This is a genomic window from Anabaena sp. PCC 7938 (assembly GCF_049315035.1).
Taxonomy (GTDB): Bacteria; Cyanobacteriota; Cyanobacteriia; order Cyanobacteriales; family Nostocaceae; genus Anabaena; species Anabaena cylindrica.
In genome coordinates this window covers 2,527,501-2,553,301 of record NZ_CP186034.1, presented here as the reverse complement: position 1 = coordinate 2,553,301, position 25,801 = coordinate 2,527,501, and the positions used below count along the sequence as shown (strand labels likewise).

Sequence of the window (25,801 nt, the reverse complement as noted above, 5' to 3'; positions counted from 1 at the left end):
TTTATTTTTTAAAGAAGTTAACAAGCATTTTTCCCGTTAAATGATATAAAGAATACAAACCGCAACTGGTCAATTTCCCTGAAGGAGTCTGTAAATGCGCCTACCATTTATTTTGGATGTAGCCCTAGGTTTAATTTTTATTTACTTAATTTTAAGTTTGTTAGCCGCAGAAATTCAAGAACTAATGGCTACAGTATTACAGTGGCGAGCTATACATTTAAAAAAATCAATTGAAATTCTCCTGGCTGGAGATGTTAGCAACTCACAAGCCAAGGATGTAATTGAACTAGTCAATAAAATTTATAGTAATCCTTTAATAAAAAGTATCAATCAAGAAGCAAAAGGATTTTTCTCTGTTTTACCGAGAAAACTAACTTGGTTAATAGCTGATATAACTCGTCCAATCCGAAAATTATTGTCTAAATCTCCACAGGGAGAGAAGACCTTTGATCAATCACACAGTGGACCTTCTTATATTGGAGGAGATACTTTTGCTGCAACTCTCATAGAAGAATTACAACTACCAAAAATTATCCATAGTTTAACAGAAGTAAGGCTAGAAAAATTCAAAACCCAACGGTTGCAGGAAGTTGAAACAATTTTAACCAGATCCCTAAGACAAATAGAGCTTACCGAATTATCAAATCATATCACCCAAGACATAAATGATGATTTTGAAAATCTCAAGTCAGAATATACAAATATTGTGGCTGATTTTAAAGACCATAAAATTGATATAGATACCAGCGTTAATCGGATGAAAGAAAGTTTGGAAAAATATATAGATAATTTTCAAGCGAATATAGATAATGAAAATAAAGTATTGATAGAAACATTGCTGCGATTGCAAGCTTTTTGCAAACATACTTTTGCAAATACGGAAGAAGCAATAATAGTAGGAGGATTAAAGCCTAATATCAACGAAATTGTGCAATTAATGAATACAAGTAACGCTGTGTATAAAGAAATGAAGACAGCTTTCCAAGGTGGAGATAATCAAACATATCAAACGATTAACCAATTTGTGGATGGTTTACCACCTGCAATCAGAGAAAATATCGAAACCATAGCTAAACGAGCGCAATACAGAGCTAAAAGCACAGAAGAAGGTATTCAACTCTTAAGAAGAGAAATTGAAAATAGTTTTGATAGTTCCATGCAGCGAGCAGGTGGTGTTTACAAACGAAATGCTAAAGGAGTAGCAATTTTACTTGGTATTGTCCTAGCTTTCGGTGCTAATGCAGATACCTTTCATATCATTGATCGCTTATCGAAAGATACGGTACTGCGAGAAACAATTGTTTATAAAGCTGAAAAAATAATAGATCAACAATCTGGTTCTACCAATTTAGACAATATAAATACTACGCAAATTTTAGAAGACGTTAATTTCCCAATTGGTTGGACAGATGATAACTTAAAAGAGCAACTGGAACGAAAAGCAGTTAAGATTAATGGCTGGCCTGTTATTAATGTATTAAGAATGACTTTTGGTTGGCTAATTAGCGGTTTAGCTATTGCCATGGGAGCGCCATTTTGGTTTGATTTACTTAGTAAAGTGATGAATGTAAGAAATGCAGGTAAATCTCCTAAATCATCTTGATAGTTAGGGTTTGCGGAAAAAGCCTTTCCGTTAGGGCTAGGAGTCAGGAGGAAGAATTAGAAGAAGAGAAGAATAGTCTTGAATCAGATCCACTAATAGGTTTTTGGTAGTTTCAACGCTTATTCCTTGCACCTGATTTACTTTTTTAACCTTCCAACTCTTGATATGTCTAAGTTTTAGCTTTATTAAGCAAGCCATAGTTAGATACTAATTCATTAAGTAATTGGTAAATCGAGGAATTAGAGTATTTCCGGTTTTTCTCCTATTCTTGATTCCTCTTAGATTAAAAAATGAAAATGACTTGTAAATTCCATTTTTTATCCTGACGAATTATATCTATTTCGCGGATAAATTCTCGCAAATAAAACCGTCTTTCTACTTCTGATAAATCTAACCAAAATTGGGGAATAGAAACAGCTTCAGCCACAGAACGCAAATTGACAGGTGGAAGAGTTGCTAACTTGGCTTGGAGTTGAGAAATTTCTGTACGGAGTTTGTAAGCCCTGATTTTAGCTGTTTCTGTATCTAAAACTCCAGTTTCTATCAATGTCGGTAGCTGTTGGAGGATTTCTTGCTGACGGGAAATGTGATCACTTAAACTATTTTTAATAGCATCCAGTTGAGGAAAATTCATCCCTGCTACCGCTAAAGGTAAATCTCGACAAACAATTTCAATCGTCTTTTCTAAAACTTCTGAGTAAGAAATAGCACGACATTTAGGAATTTGGGGACAGTCTGTATTGCGTAAATACAAATACTCCTTATCTTGGTATCGCTGAGTCACACGAGTAACTGTCATCGGAGACTGACATTGGTTACAAACAACTAACCCAGCTAAAGAACGAGGCGCACTAGCGGTACGAGATGGTAAACGACTATTGCGGCGTAGAAGTCTGTCAACTTGTGCTGCCTCTTCCCTAGAAATAATTCCCACATGGGTATCAGAAATAATTTCATTATTTTGATATGCCGTGTCACCCCGGTAAACTGGATTTGTCAACCAACGCCTTCCTGTGGTGACAGAGATTTTTTTACCGTATTTTTTGGCTAAGTGACGAACTGAACCACGTAGAGAACCATAGAGTAAAAAATTATCAAAAAATTCTTTGACTACAGGTGAAGTACTGCGGTCAATTATATATTTACCTTGACCTCTGCGGTAGCCGTATGGGACTTTACCCGGTGGTGGAGAGGCTTCGAGACGATTTCGGGCGTGTCCTTGACGGATGCTGCGACTACGTTGTTGACGTTGGATTTCTTGGAGTAAATTCAGCAATTCGACGCGGAATTTAGCAGATTCAGAAGTGTATGCTTGTTCTGTAGCAATGACAATGACTCCCATTGCTTCAAGTTGGTTGAGGGAATTGCTTACTTGTGCGATCGTATCCCCTAATTCTTCTAACCGACGAATTAGTAAATAGTTTGCTGGTTCTGATTTACAGTCATTTAGTAATTGTTGTAATTGCGACTGTCCCTCTCCCAAATCTTGATAAACTCGATCTACCTCCCAACCCCAACTAGCTTCATCGGGAGCAGTTTCTAAAAGGGGATCACTGTAAATATAAGCAATAATTCTCATTTAGTCATAAACTTAAAGTTTCTCTAAAGGCTGTCACAGCTTTAGTTTGACTATTGTTGATTTAGTTCAATAATATTCCCATCTGGGTCTTGGGTGAAAATAGCCGGACGACCAGAAGCACTAGCTTGAATGGGATAATTCTGACTCAGTAATTCTGCTTTTGCTATTTCTAAATCAACAACTGAGAAAGCAACGTGCGGGTTACGTCCCCATTTTTCGTTTTGATTTTTGGTGGGGACAGATAATGAAACTATTAAATGTATTTGATAATTACCGATTTGATACCAAGCACCAGGATATTTGAGAATGCGGTCTATTTTTGTTAATCCTAATACTTTGCCATAAAAGTGTTCTGAACGTTGTAAGTCGGTGACGAGTATAGCAGTATGAAGACTTTGGGTAATTTGCATTTTTGTTAATATTTGGAAGTAACTATATTTATCGCTGAATCTTGATTGGTAAGCTTGGCGTTACGGAGCAATATTATATTCGCCCAAAACTTTTCAAACAGACTCTAAGATTAATTAATTAAAATTAACAGTTTAGCAAAAAGCCGTCAATTAACAACAGAAAATCACGACAATCCAAAAAATAATTAAGGATATATTTTTACGTCAAAAAGTTTGTAAAACTCAGAATCATGTTTAGCAAAATTTCTCAGTCGCAATAATCTATAAAGAAACACGGTTTCTTTAATTAATTTATCAGTTATTTTTCTATAAATTGGACGTTTTGGATCTTCAATATTTTTTTGAATCTCGAAATAGATTTTTTTTTCCAACAAATTCGATTGTCCATTTTTTATTCTTACTCGCTCTATATTGTCCTTAAAGAACGGAAACTTATCTTCGCGTTCAAATCTGATTGTCATGCCTACTTTAGCGGCAGCTAGTCCCATAGCATAGCTTTCACCATGATAAATTCCTCGTATTTCAAATAAGTAAGAAATTGTTTGCCAAAGCTGAAAAAACTTTCCTTCCAATCCTGCTTCTCCCTTCATAGCAAACATGAATTCATGGAACCACTGGACTTGTTGAAGATCAATATTTAGTTTCTGAGCTACTTCTTCTATAACTTGAATTTCTTTGGAGTTACTGATATTTGCCATACGGTGCAGCAAATCACTACCAGCTCTCGCTGTGATTCCAGAAAGCCAATTCATTTCTCCTACTACAGGACCAAGAATTCTGACATCAGAGTCTAAAAACATACAACTATCATATAGTGAGAGAGCCTTTTCAAGGACGAAGCGTTTATCATGATACCCTTTCACACTTTGAAGACGGTGCTTGAATGCCAGAACGTGAGGAAATTCCTTAAAAAACTCTGGCTGATCAGTTAGAATGCATAGGGTTGTAGCAGGTGTGTGTTGCTGAATATCTTTAGCTAACATCCGTGTGTGAGTACGATATTTTTCACCTACAGCCAAGGTACAAAAGCAGAATTTGTTAGACATATTCATATATTTTCATTTATTGTTTGGAATACTTTAAGATGTTAGGACTTAAGAATTGACAGGTTATACAAAATTTGAAAGAAATGCTTGTTCTGATTTTATACCCATACAACTTCTTTGCTGTAACCTATTCCCTGTGTTTCTTGAGAATTATTTAATAAAAGCACCTTTTGCCAAATCTTCCTTGAATTTTTGAAGTATTTTATCCATTTCTTCAGTCAGATTTTCCACCTTTTTATCAGTACTTAAACTAGGATGTACGGTTTTGGTAATATTAAGTAATTGTGATGCAGCCTCTTGTTGTCTGAACCAATCACGGGTTAAGCGCGCGGGCAATAAGATATCTAGTTTTTGACGAGGATGATGCAAACGTTTTACATATGATGGTTTATATTCTGTATCAATAGACTGACACCAGTCTTGCCACTTAAATGAGAGAATAGTAGAGTTAGAAACAACTGGAATCCAGGGTATACGTAATGAATCAGCAATAATCGCACCATGCATAGCTTCTGCAAGTATAACTTGGGATTGGCTGATACAAGACAAAACTTTTTCTATTGGCCAGCGTGGATCTATATACCCAAATCCTAATCTTTCACAAACTAAACGCCAACCTTCTCCAGCCATTTCATAATGGGGTATGTAAGAAAATTTGTATAGCTTTTTGCTATTACTATTAAATAATTTTCTAATTAGTATTGCTCCATCTGTTACTGCTAATTTAGTCGAAACTCCTAATGCTTGTGCTGATAGCGGGCCACGAAGGCAGTAAATTTTATAAGATTTATCTATCTGTGGTACACCTTGTGCGTAACCCACTCCTGAGCCAAATATCACTCGCAAACGGGCATTTTTTGTCTTTAGCGGTAATTTATCATTAATTAAAGTACCGATACCAATAAAAGCAGTACTCTGATCTTCATCTATTACTTCTGGTATCAACTGACTCCATAGCCAAGGATTCAGTTTATCGCCGAAATTATTCTCCTGATAATAAAAAAGCTTCATAACTTCATAATTGGATTGTCGGTAGCAAAACATCTAAATTTTAAAATAGTATAACCATATAGAGAATGTTTGCAAAGTGGGTAGATGAGTAAAAAAGCTCTCACGGTATAAGCTGTAAATACGTACATACACTACCATTGAGAGCTATAAGTATTGATATTGATACGGCTTATATACAAATTTAACTTACGAAGCCATGCAATAAGCAGATTATTTGCTGCCTGCTGCTGCATCAAAAATTCGCCAAATCTCGTTTGGTATGGATTGCCAGAACCAGAATATCAATCTTTATCAACGCCTGTATGCACAGTTTTTACCCATTTTAGGCGTTTGGGACGAACCGACATCCGGGCAGTGGTGCTACTCATAACTACTAACCAGTGCAACATATAAATACTGCCGCGAATGGTTTGGAGAAGTAACACAAAATAGTTAGATGTTTTCTGATCTGGGCGTGTCCGTTTCAAACCAGCAAACATTCCTACAAAAGACATCGTAACTGACAAACCAGTTACAGGGGCTAATACAGGTGGACGATGGCGAATTACTGACATTAATAAATCTGGTATTACTGCTGTCGGTAAGATATACATAATCAGCAGAAAAATCAGTAAATCCCAGGTTTTGCGTCTCCCCATGCGGTTTTTGAGGATCAGATTCCAGTAATCTAAATAACGCTGATAACCCCCTTCGGCCCAACGGTTGCGTTGATGCCAAAGTGCGATCGCATTAGTGACTCCTTCTTCTTCTACTGGGGGATAGAACATACATTCAATATCCCATTTATCCAGATTCAAGCGAATTGTCAAATCTAAATCATCGGTGATTGTTTCCTCATTCCAGCCACCGCAGCTATCCAAAGCTTGACGACGGACAAATTGACCATTTCCCCGCAATTCACCAAGTCCACCAATAGCAGTCCGTTGTTGTTGAAACCAGGTATCAACAGCCATTTCTGCCATTTGTCCCTTAGTCCAAAAATTTTCTTTGGCGTTAGCGATCGCTTTTCGCACCTGCACCGCTCCCACCTGTTCTTTTTGGAACAAGGGTACTACCTGTAATAGTAAATCTGGGTTAACTTGAGCATCGGCATCAAATACAGCAATAATGTCTCCCTTAGTCATAGGTAAGACCTGATTCAAAGCGCCTGATTTACCACCAGTTGCTTCCGGTGAACGTCTGAGTACTTTGAGTTGCTTGTATTCCTGCGTTAGTTGTGCTAATAACTGCGGCGTGCTGTCGGTACTGTTATCGTCAATAATCCAGACTTCATATTCGCCATTGGCATATTCCAGACTACAAAGACTTTTAACCAACCTGCCAATTACTGCTTCCTCATTTTTTGCAGCCACCAACAAAGAGACACAAGGCAAATCTCCCTGTATTTCTTTAGCGTGATGGCGGGGTCTAGCAAAAATGATCCCCAAGGCGTGAATGCCTAAGACAGTAGTGAGTCCGAAAATGAAAATAGAACCCCAGGAAACTAGATGTAGAGCGATCGTCCCACCCCAGACTATAGTCAAGACTAGGGCGGCTTTGGGTCTACGTTGTTGGAACTGGGAGGATGATAATAAAGACACAGCATTTGGATCTATCACAGACTCCTCTTCTGCCGATAGGTCAGACAGTAAGGAATTAAGCGGATCAGAACTTCCGTTATAAGATTCGTTTTCGGGCCAGGAATTCGCTGGCATAGTTACTTGATTTAAAAACCAGTATTTGTCTACACCGCTCTCTGAAACTTATTCAAATCTACTTACACAAATTTGATGTTCAGTTCCTACTTAAGTTTTTATCTTTCAGCAGGTTGACAGGGCAGAGCAATCCCTGTTGACGGTAAACAACCGTTAGTTATCTCCTTAATATACATCAAGGGATCTGACACTCTGCCCACCAAAGAGAGGCAGATTCTTTAAGACTTGCTTAAAAGGGATAGTCAAATATGCCCTTAGACGCTCAAAACAACTATCAAAAAGATGCTGCAATTGCGCTTACTTTTACGAATTATTCCGCGATCCTAGGTTCATCACAATGCCAATTCGGTACGCTCAACATTCTGTCGTTACTTGCTCGTCTAGTCGTTTCGCGCGGGAGCGTTCGGTTCTTCGTTGCAGGGATTTCGCCTTACTAGGAGTGCTTTTTCACGTAGATGGTTATTTCTACTTGCTACTCAATATTCTACCATTTTTGAATGCAGATAAATCTGCACTTTTCGAGAAGCAAGCTACCTGTCCTTTTTCCACCCCGCTTTAAAAACACGGGGCTACCAAACGAAACTTCTGTACTATTTGCGTGTTTCCCGATTTTTGAGAATCTTGAAAAACCACCTAATTTAATTTGGGCTATTTTTTTTAGTGTGTGCAAAGACACATCTTTATGGGAATACTATTGATGAAAACCAAATATACCCAGTTATTAGCTAAGTGGAGGAATCTTAAACAATGTCTATAGATCAACTACAGCCTGTAACTCAGCAACAAGCAAGCGTCTATCTCCCTTATATTCAGCAAAGTAAACGAAATTTCTTGCCCTATGCTATCAGTCTTTATCAAAAAGGCTTTGTGGAAGGACATCGCAATATAGAAGGCAGTGATAATATTCCCTTTATCGCTACCTGGAATGTTGCCACCCTACCATCAGACCTCACCCGCTGCCGAATCCAGTTTGATGGCAATGCTGAATTAGGTTATGAAGTGATGATGGCAAGTTTTGAGTTTATTAATTTCTTAATTGAATTAATGGAAAACTATAAGCGCCAAAAAATTAGCGATTTTTCTATAACCTTTTACCGCAAACTGCTGCGTGTAGAAGAATAAGAGGAGACAGGGAGCAGGGTGTAAGGGCCAGGGTGTAGAGGGGAGACATTGACCCATTACCAATTACCAATTGCCTATCACCCAATCCCCAATGATGCGTCAGCCTTCCGTCAGAAGCAACTAAAATTAGGAAACACCTAGCTGGGTTCAACAGACTTTTGAAATTAGGAGTGCATGGCGTGCCAACATCTGCTAAATATTTGCTGATTGGATCAGTAGAGACTTACAGTGGTAAATCCGCAACAATTTTAGGGTTGTCTCATCAGCTAAAGCAAAAAGGACTGGATATAGCCTACGGTAAGCCACTGGGTACTTGTTCAAAGTCCGCAGATGGAACCTTGGTTGAAGAGGATGTTCAGTTCATTACTCAAAGCCTAGAATTGCCGGAAAACCGCGTTGCACCGACTTTATTAGCGTTAGATGAGGCCAGTGTCCGAAAACGCTTACGTGGTGAGGATCAAACTAATTATCAGCAGTTACTAGGTCAGAATTATTTACAAATACCAAGAGGTGATTTGGTGCTGTTAGAAGGGCCTGGTGATTTACCTGAAGGTAATTTATTTGGCTTGTCTATGTTGCAAGTTGCTGAAATCTTAGATACTGCTGTGCTATTAGTACATCGTTATAAGTCACTTCTTTCAGTTGAAGCGTTGTTGTCTGCTAAGAAACAGATAGGCAATCGCTTGATTGGTGTGGTGATCAATGAAGTTCCAGCCGAACAATTAGACGTATGTGATAGTCTCTTACGTCCATTTTTGGAACAAGAGGGAATTCCTGTACTAGCAATGCTGCCTAAAAGCGACTTGCTTCGCAGCGTTAGCGTGGGAGAACTGGTAAAACAGTTAAAAGCCGAAGTTCTCTGTCGCAGCGATCGCTTGGATTTATTGGTAGAAAGTCTGGCAATTGGGGCTATGAATGTTAATGCGGCTGTTAAGTATTTCCGCAAACGCCGCAATAAAGCGGTAGTTACAGGGGGAGATCGCGTGGAAATTCAGCAAGCAGCTTTAGAAACTTCTACCCAATGTCTGATCCTCACAGGACAATTACCACCTCCTACCTTTATCCTCAATCGCGCTGAAGAATTAGAAATTCCCATTTTGTCTGTTGATCTCGACACCTTAACCACAGTGGAAATTGTTGACCGCACTTTTGGTCAAGTCCGTGTCCACGAACCTCTCAAGGTGGAGTGCATTAGCCAGTTAATGTCCGAACATTTTGACATTAACCGTTTGTTATCTCAACTAGGAATGAACTCGGCAGCGACTTTATCTTAAGTCTCATTATTTACCCCAATTACTAGTTAATTGCCTGCGTAAACCATAGATTTGAGTTATCAACCAGTAAACAACTTACCTTCATATCCTCGGCGTAACTCCTACTTTCTACTATTTGTCAACACGTTTATAACCATAAAATCTTTGTTACCTAGCAAAGATTTTGAGAAAACGTAGCAATCTGTAACTCTAGTTGGCTTCCCACCTACACGCTGTTTGGTAGAATATCTGGGTTGTTTAATCTGATTACTCCATCTTTGAGCCAGTCAACCGACATCATCAACCTCGATACATTAGCGCAAGAACTAGCAACAATCCAGCAAACAGGTTCTAAAAGAATCGCTTTGTTGGGTTCTCGTCATGTGCCAATTACTCATCAAAATCTCATTGAAATGATGACTTATGCCCTAGTCTTATCGGGCAATCGAGTCATCACTTCCGGTGCTACAGGTACTAATTCAGCCGCCATTCGCGGCGCAACACGAGCTGATGCGAACTTGTTAACGGTAATCCTGCCTCAGAGTTTGGAACGCCAGCCCCATGAATCGCGCCAACAACTAGAACAAGTCATGCATCTAGTTGAAAATCCCAGCAATGACAATCTATCTTTGGCTGAGGCAAGTTATTTGTGTAACAAAGAGATTGTCTCCCGTTGCCAACAACTGATCTGCTTTGCTTTTCACGACAGCCGCACCCTGCTGCAAACTTGTGGAGACGCAGAAGAACAAAGAAAAGTGGTAACACTGTTCTACTTTGACTAAAGTGAAACGTAGTCTCCACATAGCTAATGATAGAGATGGGAAATTACCAATGGGTATTGAGTAATAATTTTTCTAAATTACTCAGTACCCCTTCACCCTCACTTACCAAAAACTACTAGCAGTATTTATTAGGTTAATGTCACTATTACAACTGCCCATCCCTGCTATTTTTCTGTACTCTATTGCTGCTGCCGTTGGGCTAATTTATGTACCTTATCTATTGGTAGCCTACGGTCGGGCGCGGGTTGGGTTTGATCTTTCTGCGCCTCGTGCCATGTTTGAGAAATTACCCCCCTATGCCCAAAGAGCTACCTGGGCGCATCAAAACTCCTTTGAGGCGTTTATGATTTTTGCAGCTGCTGCATTAATGGCCTATGTAACAGAAGTAAATTCTTCCCAGGCAGCAATGGCCGCGATCGCATTTATCCCGGCTCGGTTGCTATACTCTTTCTTTTATATTGTGAATATACCTCTTTTGCGATCGCTCATGTTTGGCATCGGTTCTTTTAGCTCTGGAACCCTCTTCTACCTGAGTATCATGCAAATTAGAGGATAGAAAATTGGGGAAATGGTGAGATTAATCACCCAATCACCAATTACCAATTCCAAAATTAAACATCTCACATCCAAAAATCTGTTATGGCTTCTACTTTTTCTTTTGACATTGTGAGCGACTTTGACCGCCAAGAATTAGTCAATGCTATTGATCAAGTAGTGCGAGACATCAAAAGCCGTTACGATCTCAAAGATACGAAAACGACTGTCGAGTTAGGCGAAACAACCATTACAATCAGTACCGACAGCGATATGACTTTAGATGCTGTACACGGCATACTGCGTGAAAAAGCAGCTAAACGCAACCTCTCTCAAAAAATCTTTGATTTTGGCAAAGTTGAATCTGCCAGTGGTAATCGCGTGCGTCAAGAAATTACCCTCCAAAAAGGCATCAGTCAAGAAATTGCCAAACAAATTTCCAAATTGATTCGTGACGAGTTTAAAAAAGTGCAAGCCTCAATTCAAGGTGATGCCGTGCGGGTTACAGCCAAAGCCAAAGATGATCTGCAAACTGTGATCTTGCGACTCAAGCAAGAAGACCTTCCTGTAGCTTTGCAATTTACAAACTATCGTTAGGGACTGGGGACTGGGGACTGGGGACTGGGGACTGGGGACTGGGGAGAGGAAAGGGAGCAAGGGTGAAAATACCTGTCTCCCCTGCCCCTCTGCCTCTAACTACGTCCTGCACCGATACTTTTTTGAAAAGCAGGGCGTTCATTTATTTGCTGAATATACTTCAACACCGCTGAGTAGGCACTCAAATCTAGCTTCAACATGATGGGAATATAGGCGAGTATAGATCCCACAGCCACATCAGCAGCAGTAAATTCATTACCTAGCAAAAAAGGTTGTTGTTCTAATATTTCATTTAGGGAAGTTAACAAGCGGGGCATTTCCCTCTCCCGATTAGCTTCCACAAAAATTCCTGTAGCCAAACTGGAATTGCCAAATAATACCCACTGAGAAATTATGGCGCGTTCCTCTAGTGATAATGGTTTATTGCCATACTTTTCGGCAAGATACAACAAAATTGCCCCAGATTCCCACAGTTGAAAATCACCATCAACAATTGCTGGTACTTTACCTATGGGGTTAATTGCTAGGTATTCAGGCTGTCGGTGTTCACCTGCTTTCATATCCAGCAGGACAAACTCATAGGGAACTTCTAGTTCTTCTAAATACCATTGAACAATGGATGCACGACTAAAAGTGCTACCGTAAAGTTTTAGCATAATTACCTACAATTAAAGAACTTTATGAGTGTGGGAATGCTGTTTAATATTATCTTCTTTGCTCACAACTCTGGCAGCATTTAGTACCCGTTTACGTTCTGTAGAATAATTGAAATCGCTTTTGGTTACACCCACGGGTATGAATGATTGGGCTGATGGACGACGCTTGTAAGTACGAGCAGCAGAAAATGCTCTTAGCACAAATTCATCTCCGAACTGCGCTGACTCTGGAAGTTCATGAGGTAAAACCAGTGTATCACCTTCTAAAATAGCGCCTAGAGTAGTTGCATAAGCAAGCTTGTAAGATGTAGGAATGCCTTTTAATATCGCTTCCAAGGCTGCTGAAGGAATAGGTTCTATAACTTCAATTTGATGCACTTCTCCATCATCTTTGTAAAAGCAAGTTGCCAAACCGATCACAATGTAATCATCGGCTGTGAGGTCGGGAGCATCTGGATAAGAAATTGCTGTTGTCATGGAAAAATTCACTCAATAATTTAAATCTAGAGAAATGGGGAGGTCAAGCAGATAGAGGACGGTTAGAATCTTGATCTTTGCTTCTGCTGTCACCTAAATTTCCCGGCTTGTTGGCATTCTACCAATTTGTCACTGATACTACTTGACTATTCTTGAATATTGAGCTAATTCTTTCAGGAATTCGACTTGTGGGTGAAGTATATATTATTGGGCTGATAGCTCAATTTTTTAAGTAGTTTAAATTTAGTCGGTTCAGCATAGACTCCTGAACAAGTGACACAGTGGCTAAACCACTTGTAGGCAAAAAACTATAATTTGATTTCACAGAGCGAGTAGCTCAGGCAGGAATATATGGATCATTACTCCTTTTTAGCTTCTGGCAGTCAGAAAAATCAACTATACAGAGATGAGCAGAAAAATACTGTATGTACAAAAACTGGAGTTAAAGATAGTAGTAAATCTCAGGTTGAAGACAGCTATTTACGATCTTGTGCTTTAAAGTTAGCTCACCAAGGAGATTACACTAAAGCGATCGCTTTGTTAAGCCAACTCATTGACAGTCATCCTCACAATGCAGTTGATTACAACAACCGGGGTCTAATTTATTTTCAAAGTGGGGAATCGCAAAAAGCACTGCATGATTACAATACAGCAATGCAAATAAATCCTAAGTTAGCTAGTGCTTATAATAACCGAGCTAATTACTATGCTGCTTGTGGGGAGTTAACAGCAGCATTAGCTGATTATGATCAGGCTTTAGATTTGAATCCCCGTCATGTTCGCGCTTGGATCAACCGGGGTATTACCCTGCGTGATTTGGGGCAATATAAGGAAGCAATTGATAATTTGGAAATTTCACTGCTGTTTGGTCAACTACAAGGTCACATTTGGGCTGAACGTGGCAGGACTTATCATTTGTGGGGTGACTGGAATTGTGCGATCGCAGATTATTACCGCGCCCTTACACACATAACCTCTTCAAACACCAAGGAAGATGTTTCTAGTTATCGCCTCCGGTTACAACTAGAAAGTTGGTTAAATGAATTGCTGTTTCCCCAAAAAACAGATTGGTAGATTTTTAACAAATTCAAAATTAAAATAATTCTTAATAGTGCTGACCGCAGGCTACGCTAACGTAATTCGTAAGTCGTTGATGCTAAATATATTCAGATGTCAGCAGTACAAACCTTTTGGTGAATAAATAATTTTTCACTCTTTTTCAGCACTTTATTTGTAGCTGTCTGGGCAGTTCTGAGATAAAATTTTGATCTAAAAAGCTGGCCTTTTAAGGTGTAAAATCCCTCAATCAGAAGAACTTTAATTCCTACAAATGCCGCTTTATAGACTAACTATTCAATAAATCTGGCGTAGATTGTTGTAAAAAATTCAAAATTATCAAAAACCCTAAAATTTACCTCACGGTCTGGAATCTGATTTGTCAGCCTCTTTACGATCTGGGTCAATCAGTACTATTTGTCGCTGACTGGGATCAAAACGATATGATTGCTCTTGCCTGATACTCTTAGCTTGGCGGGGATCAAAATTACGGCTAAATTCAGCCCTTAAATTATGAACACGTCCTTCCATTAACTTGACTTCCGTGCGGATTTCTCGCAACTTGTCTTGCTGTAGCCAGTGATAAGGTAAAAGCTGTACTAGAGCAGATACTGCTGCTGTAAGAATAACTAAATTAACAGTTATTTTTGCAGTGGTTTCTATTGCCATTATTTGGTAAGAACGCTGGCGAAGATGTTTTTTTGGTCGGGGTACAGAACGACGCTGTTTTTCTGGCTGTAGCGGGGGTCTGGATGGTTGAAAGGCGTTCATGATGCTAAAAAGAGCCTCGCTGATTGAAGGGCAGCACCGTCAAAAGCAAACTGGCGCTAATTTCGGCTTGATTTAGCTGCCATATTACTTCATTTTTTGGAAATTTCTACAAGTATTACATTATTAAAAAAGATACCTGGCATACTTGAGTACATTTTTCTAGAAACTTTTGGCTCAAAGTCATAAGAGTCTAGACACTGTACCCTGTATTGCCAGGATCAATTAGTCTTCCGAGCGTGTCACATCTGGGTGTTATTTGTAAAGTTCAGTAGCTAAACGCCAAGCCAAAATGCCTGGAATTAGAGCCACAGCTAGAGCAATGTACACTTGAGTATCTGATATAGACATGGTGGAAACCCTCTTAAACGTCAAACTATGATGATTAACACTTCCTCTACTACTTTTCCCTGTTTTGCCAAAATTGGGAAATATCTTGTTACAAGATGCAACAAAAACATGATTGGAAGGAGGAGTCAGGAGTTCGGAGTTCGGAGTTCGGAGTCAGGATAAAGATTAATGCTCTCCCTTATCTTCATCTGTTCCCCATTCCCCATTCCCCATTCCCTATTCCCTATTCCCTAACTCCCTATGACCTTCTACTTGGGTATTGATTTTGGTACATCTGGCGCACGAGGTGTAGTGATTGATGAAGAAGCTAGGATTGTGTCCCAAATGCGTCATCCCTGGGCATTGGTAACTGATTGGGTAAATTGCTGGGAGAAGACTTTATGGAGCCTTCTAGAGGCAATTTCAGAGGAATGGCGGCGAGAAATTGGTGCGATCGCTATTGACGGTACTTCTTCCACAATTTTGCTCACAGATGCCGCTGGTCAACCTGTAGATACCCCTCTATTGTACAACGATACGCGGGGATCATTGATGCTAAAGGATTTGAGCCATATTGCACCGCCAAATCACACTGTTTTAAGTGCAACTTCCAGCCTCACCAAACTCCTATGGATGCAACAACTACCCACTGCTAGTCAAGCTAGATATTTACTACATCAAGCCGATTGGTTAGCGTCTTTATTGCATGGAAAATTAGGTATTAGCGATTATCACAACGCCTTAAAGCTGGGTTATGACGTAGAAAAATTGCAATATCCAGAATGGCTAAAAAAATTGCCAATTCAGGTTCATTTACCGCAAGTTTTAGCCCCTGGTACTCCCATTGCTGAATTACGTCCAGAAATTGCGGCTAGATTTGGTTTTAGGCGTAATTGTTTAGTATGTGCAGGTACAACAGATAGCATTGCGGCTTTTCTGGCTAGTGGAGCAAAATTACCAGGAGAAGCTGTAACTTCATTAGGTTCAACTTTGGTACTTAAACTTCTGAGTCGTACCCGTGTAGAAGATTCACAATATGGAATTTACAGCCATAAATTAGGTGATTTGTGGCTCACTGGTGGAGCTTCTAATACGGGAGGTGCGGTATTAAAAAAATTTTTCAGTAATGACGAGTTAATCAACTTGAGTCGGGAGATTGATCTATCAAAAGAAAGTGAGTTAGATTATTATCCATTATTGAAAGAAGGCGATCGCTTTCCCATTAATGATCCCCACCTACCTCCAAGACTAGAACCCCGTCCAGATCATCCTAGAGAATTTTTACATGGCTTGTTAGCAAGTATGGCAAAAATTGAAGTACGGGGATATGAATTATTACAGCAACTAGGGTCTGACAAATTAATTCGTGTTTATACTGCTGGTGGTGGTGCAGCAAATTCTACTTGGACAGTTATTAGAGAAAGGTATTTAAAAGTTCCTACATTTTCCTCTGTAAATACCGAAGCAGCTTATGGAACTGCCCTTTTAGCAATGCGGGGTATAAGAAAGGAAAATTAAATTAAGACTTATAGACTCAGGACAGTCAAACTATTATTTAAGGAATTGGTAAACCTAATCAGCGGTTAGGGTGAAAATAAAAAACCCTTGCCATAATGGGTAGGAGTTAATCCTGAACTAATCTGTTCACTAAAGACTGAAGATTCCCTATGTTAACAGGCACAACTTTACAGAATGGAAAATATAGTATTATCCAGGAAATAGGCCGGGGCGGATTTGGTATTACCTTTAAAGCAATGCATCACTACTTGGGTCAAGAGGTAGTGATGAAAACTATCAATGAACGACTACGACAAAACCCTGATTTTCCCAAATTCGAGCTACAATTCCAAGACGAAGCCAGAAGATTAGCCACTTGTGTCCATCCTAATATTGTGCGAGTGAGTGATTTCTTTGTTGAGGATGGGCTACCTTACATGGTGATGGAATATATTCCTGGGGAAAATTTAGGTGAGGCGTTTGTTTTACCAGGAATACTGCTACCAGAAGAGACAGCAGTTCATTACATCCGCCAAATTGGTGCAGCATTACAGGTAGTACATAAAAATGGCTTGCTACACCGAGATATCAAACCTGATAATATTATTCTCCGCCAAGGAACTCAGGAAGTAGTGCTGATTGATTTTGGCATTGCCAGGGAATTTAATAGTGGTGTTAGACAAACTCACACAGGTTTAGTGAGTGAAGGTTATGCACCGATTGAACAATATTTAACCCAAGCACCGCGTACTCCAGCTACTGATGTTTATGGTTTAGCAGCAACTTTATATGCACTATTAACAGGACAAGTTCCCATACCAGCATTGTTGAGAGATAGAGAACCAATGCCTTCTCCCCGTGAACTACAACCTCACTTGAGTGCATATATTAATCAAGCCGTCATGCGGGGTATGGCGGTTGAGTCTCGGTTTCGTCCTCCCACAGTAGCAGAGTGGCTGCAATTACTACCAGGAATTGGGTTAGAGATAACACCGCAAATACTCACTCAACCAGCACCGACTATAGATTTATCCACCCAACAGTCAGAAAATTTGCTCAAAACAGTTGCACCTACTTCTATTCCTACACCATCATTAACAGGGAAGTTAGCAGGACTATCTCAAAAAATTGGTACTAAGGCATTTATGGGCGTTGGTGCCATTTTAGTTGCTACTACGGCAGGATTTAGCATCACTAGCATATTACCCAAATCTCAGTTGCAGTCAGATCCCACGCCACTTGTTGAACAACCTACTCAAGAATTTACCACGCCAAAAGCTGTTGTTGAAAGTCAACCCTCACCTCAGAATCAAGAAACTCGAACTTTCTCACCCCGTAAATCGTCATCTCTTTCTAGTGATGTGAGTGAAAGACGCAAGCGTAATCAGCGTGTTTCCCCAGAACTAACTCCTGATAGTGATAGTGATAGTGTTTCTGATCAGAGTTCTCCAGAAAAATCGCCTCAAGATAACTCTCCCAAATTCTCACCCCGCAAAATTCGGCAACCCGCTTCTACACCTGTTATTACTCCTCCACCTTCCCTGCTTGAGAAACTACGGGAAGTCCAATCGTCTCCTTCAGATACCTCGGTACCATCTTTAGAAAATACCTCACCCGTTAAGATTGAGAATAACGACTCGCCCAAACCTTCGGCACCTAAAAATTCTGTAGTTATACCCGTAGCACCACCACCTAAAAATTCTGTAGTTATACCCGCAGCACCACCAACAGAATCGAAGAGTTCAGATTCTTCTGCGGTAGTTGTTCCAACGCAGGATACAAAGTCCAATTCGGGTTCAGAAAAATCAGAAAGTGAGGGCAATTAGCTCAATTTGGGTTTTGATTCAAAACAATAATTTCTCCTTTTTCATCAATTTTGAGCATATTATCAGGAAAATCATGATTATTTAAATAACGCAACAGTCCGACGGTTCGGAAATATTGATCAATTTGTGGTATACCTTGGCGATTTAAATGAATAGGAATAATTTTACTGGATACTAATTTTCCTTTTGAGTTGAGTTTTACTTCTAAAATCATTGAGTAAGCTGTTTGGGCATTTGTCGATAAAGTTCGATATCCTAAAAAATTACCCAAAGAATAAGCAATGATTTTTTCTTTGTAAATTTCCATTGCTCTGGGAACATGAGGCCCATGTCCTAAAACCAAATCGGCTCCTGTATCAATCATTGTCCGGGCAAATTTTAAGGAATTACCTCGGTTTTCACCATAGAAGAATTCTGTTTTATTCTTTACGTGTAAAGCACTGGTTCCTTCTGCTCCAACTTGCATCGACACAATAACAATTTTGGCGTTGTTTTTGGCTTCTTCTACCAAAGCTTTGGCTGCTTCTAAGTTGTGAATAGAATTATATAAGTCATAAGTTGTAAAGCCAATCATCGCAATTGGTATTTGATTAGCTTCTAAATAAAGGATTTGATTTTTATGACCTAATGTTTTTATACCTTTAGCTTCTAAATTTTGAATTGTATCTTGTTGTCCAATTAGACCAAAGTCCATTGTGTGGTTGTTAGCAATATTGAATACATTAAAACCAACTTCGGCAAATAATTGGGCATAAGCGGGTGGTGAACGAAAAGCAAATGTTTGTCCGCGACTGATATCTTTGGAACTGTAGGGATAGTTAGTTAAGTTGCTTTCAAAGTTACCAAATAAAATATCTGCTCCTTGTAAATAGGATCTGACAGATGTTGGTAATAGCTGATTGCGATCGCGTGGCAATCTATAATTAGGAAAATTCGTACCAGGTATAATATCCCCAACTGCTTTAATAGTGATTGTTTGCTCTTCTTCACCTAAGCTAGGAATCGAATCGGGAGTGAATACAGGAATCTCTGTCGCAGCAGCATCTGATTGTTGTATTTTTCCAAACCTGATTGTCACTCCTAAACTAATACCGAGACAAAAGCAAACACTCAGAAAACTCCAAGCAAATAATTGCGTCTGGCTACGACTTGCCATTTGTCACTCCTCAAACACTGGCATTAGTCTAACTCAAAATACCGTGATGTAAAGGTATCCTTTCGTTTGCTTTCCAAAAATTATGACTGGCTCACTAGGAAATAGTACTAAGGAATATTTTGACTATTCTCTTAAGTATTTATAAGTAGATAAACTCATTAAACTTAATATCACTTTTGTTTAAATAATATAAGCACTCAAAATCCTAAGTAGTAGAACTTTTGGTTTGAGGTTCAGATAGTAGATAGAACAGCATATCCAAAATCATGCTCCATTAGCTAGAAGTTGATAAATATTCAGCTTTCTATAATCTGATTTCTATAATCTGAACTGATACTAAATTTTTAGATTCTCAACAGAGTTTACATTCCTGTGCTGAAGAGACAAAAGCCCATTCTAACCCATGATTTTTGGCAGTAATTGGGTTTTTTTGGTGTATATCTTCCAGCATATTGCCAAAAAATAGGAGAAATAACTATGACAATGACAGGACTAGATACCTTTGACGCAACAGTGCAGAAGACAATTCCTTGGATTAATGAGTTAGCAAAAGAATTGGGATGGGAAAATAAACATCAAGTTTTCCAGGGGTTGCGAGCTACATTACACGCGCTGCGCGATAGCTACGCTGACCAAAGGTACGCTTAACAGTAGAGGAAGCTGCTCATTTAGGAGCGCAGTTACCGATTCTATTGGGTGGATTTTACTACGAAAATTGGCGACCAGGCGCGAAAATGATCAAGGATCGAACAAAGGAAGAATTTCTCAACCATATCCGTGATTACTTCCGCAATGTTAACGCTGACATTGATCCTGAATCTTTAGTGCGTGCTGTCTTCAAAATCATGGCTCAACGAGTTTCCGCAGGAGAAATTGAAGATGTTATTAACATGATGCCACCTGCGTTGCGAGAGCTTTGGCCAGAAACAGTTCGCAGATGAAAAAAACAACGGAGAGGGGGGGATTCGAACCCCCGTTGAGTTACCCCAAAACGCATTTCGAGTGCGTCACCATCAACCACTCGGACACCTCTCCAAATTTTTTATTCACAAAATTTTGTGAACAAACGAGAAACTATTCTATTACATTATATCACCAAATGTGAATGACTGCTTTGTCTGCGGTGGGCATCCCTATTCCTCTACTTGTTACAAACTGGAAGCTTTATTTTCTGTGACTTGAATAAAAGCTTCAAATTCGCCCTTGGGAGTCCATTGAATAGCCCCATCTCTACCGGTGAAGAACAGTTTAGTTTTTTCTTGACTTAAAGAAGATAAAGTTTTGCTATCAAGATTATTAGCCGTAGCGATAGCTACTTGTGGTTTCAGTGCGACAACCAAGTCTTGCAAAGATTCCGATGGACACCAAAGCACTTGCGGACTAGATAAATCACCAGTTTTCATCAACTGTTCTATTTGTTGAGATTTGACAGTACCTACTAATAACCAATTTTGTCCAAAAACTTGCAATCGTAAAATTGGTAATTTCTCATTCATAAATTGGGAAATACTAGAACTAGTATTCACTATTTGCCCTAATCCTAAAGGCTGATAAATTCCCTCATACTTTTGTAGCTTCTGTTGAATTGCTTGAGTTGAAATATTATTATTGGGCTGGGAAGCATAATCATAAAAATTCTTAATAGGTAACCTTTGTAGAACTTCTAACCAAGCATCATTTTGATTACCTAAAAAATTACTGGCAATTGCCGAATCAATTTTATTAACACCCTGCTGTTGTAGAAATGGTAGAATTGTGAAGCGTCCTGTACCTTCATCTCCACTATTAATCAGAGTAACTTTTCCTCTGTCTTGGATCACTAAAACTGGTTCTGTGTCAGTTGCTAATAAAGTGATTCGCAATAAATTACTAGTAGAATGCCAAATAGGAATTATTACTAAAATAATAGTAATTAATCCAGCAAACCACCAACGCCGCTGCCACCATCGCAGCAACCAAGTAGATATAATTAATCCATAAATTACCAGCATTTGCCAAGTTGATATACTACCAACTGCAACTGAGCTTCCTGGCAGGTTTCCGAAAAATTCTGCTAATTGAATTAACCAATGAGTTGGATAGTACAAAAAACTTGCTAAGGTACTGCCCACATCCGGCAAAACTAAGCTTGCCAAACTGCTAACCATTCCACCAATACTAATAACAGAGATTAATGGTGTAGTGATGATATTTAATGGCACACTGTAAACAGCTACAACACTAAAAACTTGCAATAGTAATGGTAAAGTCCAAATCGTGGCAGCTAGGGGAACAGAAATTAAAGAAGCGATCGCAGGTGGTAGCCAATCCAAACGTTTAGTTATCGGTGTTGCAGTGACAACTAACCCCAAAGTTGCCAAAAAGCTGAGTTGAAAACCTAAATCCCAAATCCAAAGCGGATTAAATAATAATAACAGCGTAGCTGCCAGCAGCAAAGATCCTAGTTGTTGAACTTTCCTTTCCAACGCTAAACCAACTAAGGCTGCAAAACCCATAATTACCGCTCTGAGTACCGCAGCCTGAAACCCTGCTAAACCCAAGAAAGTAATTAAACCCAAGGAACCAAAGATAATCTGCGTTACCTTTTTTGTACGTCTAGTTAGCTGTAAAATAACACCCAAAATCAGGGAAGTTTGAAAACCAGAAGCTGCTAGAGCATGAGCTAATCCCACCTTCACAAATAAATCGCGGATATCGTAGGGTAAATCAACAGTTTTACTACCCAAAACCATAGCACTCACAAGCGGCCCTTCAGGAACCCCTAACCAACGTACTTGCGATCGCACAATTTTTTCCCTAACCTGCCACCATCCCCATTTTCGGTTTTCATCAATCAAATTTATTTGTTTTCCAATCAAACCAGCAAATGTACCTTCCTGCTTTAAATATTTCTGAAAATCAAAAGCACCAGGGTTTGATGCAGCTTTTGGCTTGTACAACATCCCCGTCACAGCAATTTGTTGACTAGGATATAAACCAGTAGCTTGGAGTATAGGTACAGTTACATATAACTTACCCGTTACCCCTTTTGGTACACTAGCTGGGCCTTTATCATTTTTAACCTCATCTAGCTGTGTCGCTTCCAACCAAAATTGCCCTCTCTGATTCCGCGTTAAACGGGGATTACTCGCAACTTCCCCTCGCACGATCACAAGTTGTTCTTGATTACTATTATTTTCCTCAGAAATGAACTGACTAATATCTTTTTCCCCTGGTTGTGGCATTCGCAATTGAAAATATAGAGTAGCTAACAACCCCACTAAACCAGCTATTAGCCACACTCTAGGATGAGGAGTAGTTTGTAGAGTATTCGCAGATCCCTTAGCTTTAGTTAAAGGTTTTTCTCGTTTCTGAGCAAATTTTCGCAGATTAATATAAATTGCCCGAAATAGAACTGCGGCTAATATCCCCAGAACTAAAATTCCTACACCACCCCAAGGAACTGCCGTCAGCAGCAACCCTAGAATATAGGCAAGACAAATGATTACGCTACTACTCTGCATCATAAAACTTTAATCGCCAAAGCACAGACCTAAATTTTATTAAACTCTGGTGGGGTGGGCATCCTCGGACTGGGTCTGTCGAAGTCTTGCCCACCCTAGTTACGCCAGTTAACTGTCAAACAACAGAAAAATCATAGCTGTTCGCTTTAGCAATACCAGCCTCACAAAGATATACCCAAATTAAACCCTAATACAGCATGAACAAACAAAATCAAAAGTGCTGTACTTCCTAAATAAGTATGAACCGCACGTAATGCTACTTTATTTCCCAAAAATCCGCTTAGAGAAATTGCACCATTAACCAATAGCAATAACAGCACAATCGAACCAGTCCAAAAATGAGGACTTTCAAAAAGTGGCTGATGCTGCATGACCAAAGACAACACACCACCAATGTAACCACCTGCCAAAAATACAAATAGCCAAGGTGCTAATTGACGATGGGCATTTCGACTTTTAGCAGCAGCATCTTTATCTTGCAGCAGTTTTCCTTGCCAACCTGCCACACCTACAAAGCTACCCACTACAAAAATCACAATCCCCATCATCACTGGATGTCCCCAATGCACAATCACTTCAGGCACACCCAAAGAACGAAACCAAGCAGCAATAGGTTCCAAAGCTTCACTGATATTTACCATCTGACACACACCACTGTTTGTACCGTAAACCGCTACCCCCCCCTTTGTAGGCTACGGTGTACACACAAGTGGTTACCTCATAAGTTTCAGGTTTTTAGCCCATGAAATACTCGATATTTTGCGAAACTCAAACCTCCATCTCTCTATTAAATTGGGATTTGGAGTAGCAAAACCAAGTGTTAAATATGATTTTAAGACTTCTGTGTACACCGTAGCCTTTGTAGGGGGGTAAAATTTCATGCCTACTGTTCAACTTACGGCATTTTTAAGCAATGGAAAACCCAACTTCTCCCTTTGCTCAACATATAAATGAGCAACTTTCCTTGCTAAATGCCGAATCCTAGTAATGTAGCGAGTCCGTTCCGTCACCGAAATCACACCCCGTGCATCCAGCAAATTAAAAGTATGCGAACACTTAATCACATAGTCCAAGCTGGGTAAAACCAGTCCTCGTTCTGTTAACTGGCTGGCTTCCTGCTCATATATATTAAACAGAGTCAATAACATCTCAGGATTAGATGCCTCAAAGTTGTAAGTACACTGCTCAATCTCACCCTGAAGATGAACATCGCCATAGGTTATATTGTCGGTCCATTGGATCTTAGTAATGGCCTCTACTTGCTGGAGATACATCACCAGTCGCTCTAGTCCATAGGTAATCTCAATCGACACCGGACGGCAATCAATCCCCCCACACTGTTGGAAATAGGTAAATTGAGTAATTTCCATTCCATCTAACCATACTTCCCAACCAGTACCCCAAGCCCCCACCGTCGCATCTTCCCAGTTATCTTCCACAAAACGAACATCATGATCTTCTGGACGAATACCTAAAGCCCTTAAAGAATCAAGATAAATATCTTGGATATTATCTGGTGAAGGTTTAATCAAAACTTGATACTGATAATAATGTTGAAACCGATTCGGGTTTTCGCCATAGCGTCCATCTGTAGGACGACGACAGGGTTCAACATAAGCCACAGACCAAGGTTCTGGACCCAACGCTCTTAAAAAAGTATGGGGGTTTTTGGTGCCAGCGCCCTTCTCCATGTCATAAGGTTGGGCAATTAAGCAGCCACGCTCACTCCAAAACTGATGCAATATTGCTATTACTGACTGAAAATTCACTATCTACTCTTCCTTGAGTCAACAATGCCTCAACCATTGTTGCCTAAACCCAGCATTATGAGCAGCTTTGAGGCATTAAAAAAAATCCCCAAAATTTTTTTGTCAAAGTAGTTGACAAACCAAAGAAGGTTCGATATATTGAATAAGTGCCAAAGAGAGAGCCGCGAGAGAGCGGGACTCGGAGGGACACCGAACCTTGAAAATATTATAGTTTGAAAGCCAGTATACAACAAGAGATTGTGTCAGTAAAGAAAATAACCTGACCGTGGTTGTAAAAACGGTCAAAAGAGCTTAAGAAGAACGAACCAAAATGGAGAGTTTGATCCTGGCTCAGGATGAACGCTGGCGGTATGCTTAACACATGCAAGTCGAACGGAATCCTTAGGGATTTAGTGGCGGACGGGTGAGTAACGCGTGAGAATCTGGCTTCAGGTCGGGGACAACAGTTGGAAACGACTGCTAATACCGGATATGCCGAGAGGTGAAAGATTAATTGCCTGTGGAGATGAGCTCGCGTCTGATTAGCTAGTTGGTGGGGTAAGAGCCTACCAAGGCGACGATCAGTAGCTGGTCTGAGAGGATGATCAGCCACACTGGGACTGAGACACGCCCAGACTCCTACGGAGGCAGCAGTGGGAATTTTCCGCAATGGGCGAAAGCCTGACGGAGCAATACCGCGTGAGGGAGGAAGGCTCTTGGGTCGTAAACCTCTTTTCTCAGGGAAGAAAAAAATGACGGTACCTGAGGAATAAGCATCGGCTAACTCCGTGCCAGCAGCCGCGGTAATACGGAGGATGCAAGCGTTATCCGGAATGATTGGGCGTAAAGCGTCCGCAGGTGGCCATGTAAGTCTGCTGTTAAAGAGTCATGCTCAACATGATAAAAGCAGTGGAAACTACACGGCTAGAGTACGTTCGGGGCAGAGGGAATTCCTGGTGTAGCGGTGAAATGCGTAGATATCAGGAAGAACACCGGTGGCGAAAGCGCTCTGCTAGGCCGTAACTGACACTGAGGGACGAAAGCTAGGGGAGCGAATGGGATTAGATACCCCAGTAGTCCTAGCCGTAAACGATGGATACTAGGCGTGGCTTGTATCGACCCGAGCCGTGCCGTAGCTAACGCGTTAAGTATC

At 40.0% G+C, this 25,801-nt stretch carries 22 protein-coding genes, 1 tRNA gene, 1 rRNA gene and 1 pseudogene (1 of these 25 cut by a window edge); 11 read left to right on the top strand and 14 right to left on the bottom strand.

Going from position 1 to position 25,801, the window contains the following annotated elements; all coding sequences use genetic code 11:
- The first annotated feature begins 94 nt into the window (after window positions 1-94).
- Window positions 95-1,603, top strand: a complete 1,509-nt coding sequence (locus ACOWPH_RS11790; RefSeq protein ID WP_015215570.1) for a hypothetical protein — start codon at window positions 95-97, stop codon at window positions 1,601-1,603.
- A gap of 283 nt (window positions 1,604-1,886) precedes the next feature.
- Here the strand turns inward: ACOWPH_RS11790 and ACOWPH_RS11785 are convergent, their stop codons facing one another.
- From ACOWPH_RS11785 to ACOWPH_RS11765, 5 genes are all read right to left on the bottom strand, one after another.
- Entirely contained in the window at window positions 1,887-3,182 is a 1,296-nt protein-coding gene (locus tag ACOWPH_RS11785; RefSeq protein ID WP_015215569.1) for a recombinase family protein, read from the bottom strand.
- Between the two features lie 50 nt (window positions 3,183-3,232).
- Complete coding sequence (locus ACOWPH_RS11780) at window positions 3,233-3,592, bottom strand: VOC family protein (RefSeq protein WP_015215568.1); 360 nt, start codon at window positions 3,590-3,592, stop codon at window positions 3,233-3,235.
- Window positions 3,593-3,777: 185 nt separating this feature from the next.
- Entirely contained in the window at window positions 3,778-4,638 is an 861-nt protein-coding gene (locus tag ACOWPH_RS11775) for a hypothetical protein (protein WP_171815802.1), read from the bottom strand.
- Between the two features lie 150 nt (window positions 4,639-4,788).
- On the bottom strand, window positions 4,789-5,649 hold the full coding sequence (locus ACOWPH_RS11770) for a polysaccharide pyruvyl transferase family protein (protein WP_015215566.1): 861 nt from the start codon (window positions 5,647-5,649) through the stop codon (window positions 4,789-4,791).
- Between the two features lie 281 nt (window positions 5,650-5,930).
- Window positions 5,931-7,343 (bottom strand): glycosyltransferase, encoded by a 1,413-nt coding sequence (locus ACOWPH_RS11765; protein ID WP_015215565.1) that lies wholly within the window; start codon window positions 7,341-7,343, stop codon window positions 5,931-5,933.
- Window positions 7,344-8,090: 747 nt separating this feature from the next.
- Here ACOWPH_RS11765 and ebsA point away from each other — a divergent pair.
- The 5 genes from ebsA (at window position 8,091) to ACOWPH_RS11740 (ending at window position 11,631) form a co-directional block, all read left to right on the top strand.
- Window positions 8,091-8,465 carry a type IV pilus biogenesis protein EbsA gene (gene ebsA / locus ACOWPH_RS11760; RefSeq protein WP_015215564.1) on the top strand — a complete coding sequence of 125 codons (375 nt, stop codon included), beginning with the start codon at window positions 8,091-8,093 and terminating at the stop codon, window positions 8,463-8,465.
- 179 nt (window positions 8,466-8,644) lie between these two features.
- The gene (locus ACOWPH_RS11755) at window positions 8,645-9,739 is read left to right on the top strand and encodes a phosphotransacetylase family protein (protein ID WP_015215563.1); all 1,095 of its coding nucleotides are present in this window, start codon (window positions 8,645-8,647) and stop codon (window positions 9,737-9,739) included.
- A 257-nt stretch (window positions 9,740-9,996) separates the two neighbouring features.
- Window positions 9,997-10,500: a hypothetical protein gene (locus ACOWPH_RS11750; protein WP_015215562.1), complete on the top strand. Its 504-nt coding sequence runs from the start codon at window positions 9,997-9,999 to the stop codon at window positions 10,498-10,500.
- A gap of 136 nt (window positions 10,501-10,636) precedes the next feature.
- Window positions 10,637-11,056: an MAPEG family protein gene (locus tag ACOWPH_RS11745; protein ID WP_015215561.1), complete on the top strand. Its 420-nt coding sequence runs from the start codon at window positions 10,637-10,639 to the stop codon at window positions 11,054-11,056.
- 83 nt (window positions 11,057-11,139) lie between these two features.
- Entirely contained in the window at window positions 11,140-11,631 is a 492-nt protein-coding gene (locus ACOWPH_RS11740; protein WP_015215560.1) for a YajQ family cyclic di-GMP-binding protein, read from the top strand.
- Window positions 11,632-11,726: 95 nt separating this feature from the next.
- Here ACOWPH_RS11740 and ACOWPH_RS11735 read toward each other — a convergent pair whose 3' ends face one another.
- Together ACOWPH_RS11735 and ACOWPH_RS11730 are read right to left on the bottom strand one after the other, a co-directional pair.
- Window positions 11,727-12,287: a glutathione S-transferase family protein gene (locus ACOWPH_RS11735; RefSeq protein ID WP_015215559.1), complete on the bottom strand. Its 561-nt coding sequence runs from the start codon at window positions 12,285-12,287 to the stop codon at window positions 11,727-11,729.
- A gap of 12 nt (window positions 12,288-12,299) precedes the next feature.
- Window positions 12,300-12,764 (bottom strand): hypothetical protein, encoded by a 465-nt coding sequence (locus ACOWPH_RS11730; RefSeq protein ID WP_015215558.1) that lies wholly within the window; start codon window positions 12,762-12,764, stop codon window positions 12,300-12,302.
- 351 nt (window positions 12,765-13,115) lie between these two features.
- Between ACOWPH_RS11730 and ACOWPH_RS11725 the strand changes: the two genes are divergently transcribed.
- Window positions 13,116-13,838 (top strand): tetratricopeptide repeat protein, encoded by a 723-nt coding sequence (locus ACOWPH_RS11725; RefSeq protein WP_015215557.1) that lies wholly within the window; start codon window positions 13,116-13,118, stop codon window positions 13,836-13,838.
- Between the two features lie 342 nt (window positions 13,839-14,180).
- Here the strand turns inward: ACOWPH_RS11725 and ACOWPH_RS11720 are convergent, their stop codons facing one another.
- Window positions 14,181-14,591 carry a hypothetical protein gene (locus tag ACOWPH_RS11720; protein WP_015215556.1) on the bottom strand — a complete coding sequence of 137 codons (411 nt, stop codon included), beginning with the start codon at window positions 14,589-14,591 and terminating at the stop codon, window positions 14,181-14,183.
- Window positions 14,592-14,843: 252 nt separating this feature from the next.
- Window positions 14,844-14,939, bottom strand: coding sequence for a photosystem I reaction center subunit XII (psaM, locus tag ACOWPH_RS11715; protein WP_015141228.1), 96 nt, complete (start codon window positions 14,937-14,939; stop codon window positions 14,844-14,846).
- Window positions 14,940-15,179: 240 nt separating this feature from the next.
- Here psaM and ACOWPH_RS11710 point away from each other — a divergent pair, with 240 nt between their 5' ends.
- The gene (locus ACOWPH_RS11710) at window positions 15,180-16,436 is read left to right on the top strand and encodes an FGGY-family carbohydrate kinase (protein WP_015215555.1); all 1,257 of its coding nucleotides are present in this window, start codon (window positions 15,180-15,182) and stop codon (window positions 16,434-16,436) included.
- A 149-nt stretch (window positions 16,437-16,585) separates the two neighbouring features.
- Window positions 16,586-18,241: a serine/threonine protein kinase gene (locus tag ACOWPH_RS11705; RefSeq protein ID WP_015215554.1), complete on the top strand. Its 1,656-nt coding sequence runs from the start codon at window positions 16,586-16,588 to the stop codon at window positions 18,239-18,241.
- 1 nt (window position 18,242) lies between these two features.
- Here ACOWPH_RS11705 and ACOWPH_RS11700 read toward each other — a convergent pair whose 3' ends face one another.
- Window positions 18,243-19,397, bottom strand: a complete 1,155-nt coding sequence (locus ACOWPH_RS11700; RefSeq protein WP_015215553.1) for a CapA family protein — start codon at window positions 19,395-19,397, stop codon at window positions 18,243-18,245.
- Window positions 19,398-19,874: 477 nt separating this feature from the next.
- On the opposite strand from ACOWPH_RS11700, the pseudogene ACOWPH_RS11695 reads away from it, so the two are divergent.
- Window positions 19,875-20,338: pseudogene (locus ACOWPH_RS11695) on the top strand (DUF2267 domain-containing protein).
- A gap of 9 nt (window positions 20,339-20,347) precedes the next feature.
- Here ACOWPH_RS11695 and ACOWPH_RS11690 read toward each other — a convergent pair.
- The 4 genes from ACOWPH_RS11690 to glyQ form a co-directional block, all read right to left on the bottom strand.
- Window positions 20,348-20,432, bottom strand: a tRNA-Ser gene (locus ACOWPH_RS11690).
- Window positions 20,433-20,545: 113 nt separating this feature from the next.
- A complete protein-coding gene (locus ACOWPH_RS11685) occupies window positions 20,546-22,903 on the bottom strand; it encodes a ComEC/Rec2 family competence protein (protein ID WP_015215552.1) in 2,358 nt (785 codons plus the stop codon).
- A 158-nt stretch (window positions 22,904-23,061) separates the two neighbouring features.
- Window positions 23,062-23,541 (bottom strand): DUF4079 domain-containing protein, encoded by a 480-nt coding sequence (locus ACOWPH_RS11680; RefSeq protein WP_015215551.1) that lies wholly within the window; start codon window positions 23,539-23,541, stop codon window positions 23,062-23,064.
- A gap of 249 nt (window positions 23,542-23,790) precedes the next feature.
- Window positions 23,791-24,669 (bottom strand): glycine--tRNA ligase subunit alpha, encoded by an 879-nt coding sequence (glyQ, locus tag ACOWPH_RS11675; RefSeq protein ID WP_015215550.1) that lies wholly within the window; start codon window positions 24,667-24,669, stop codon window positions 23,791-23,793.
- A gap of 307 nt (window positions 24,670-24,976) precedes the next feature.
- Between glyQ and ACOWPH_RS11670 the strand changes: the two genes are divergently transcribed.
- Window positions 24,977-25,801, top strand: a 16S ribosomal RNA gene (locus ACOWPH_RS11670) (it continues 663 nt past the right edge of the window).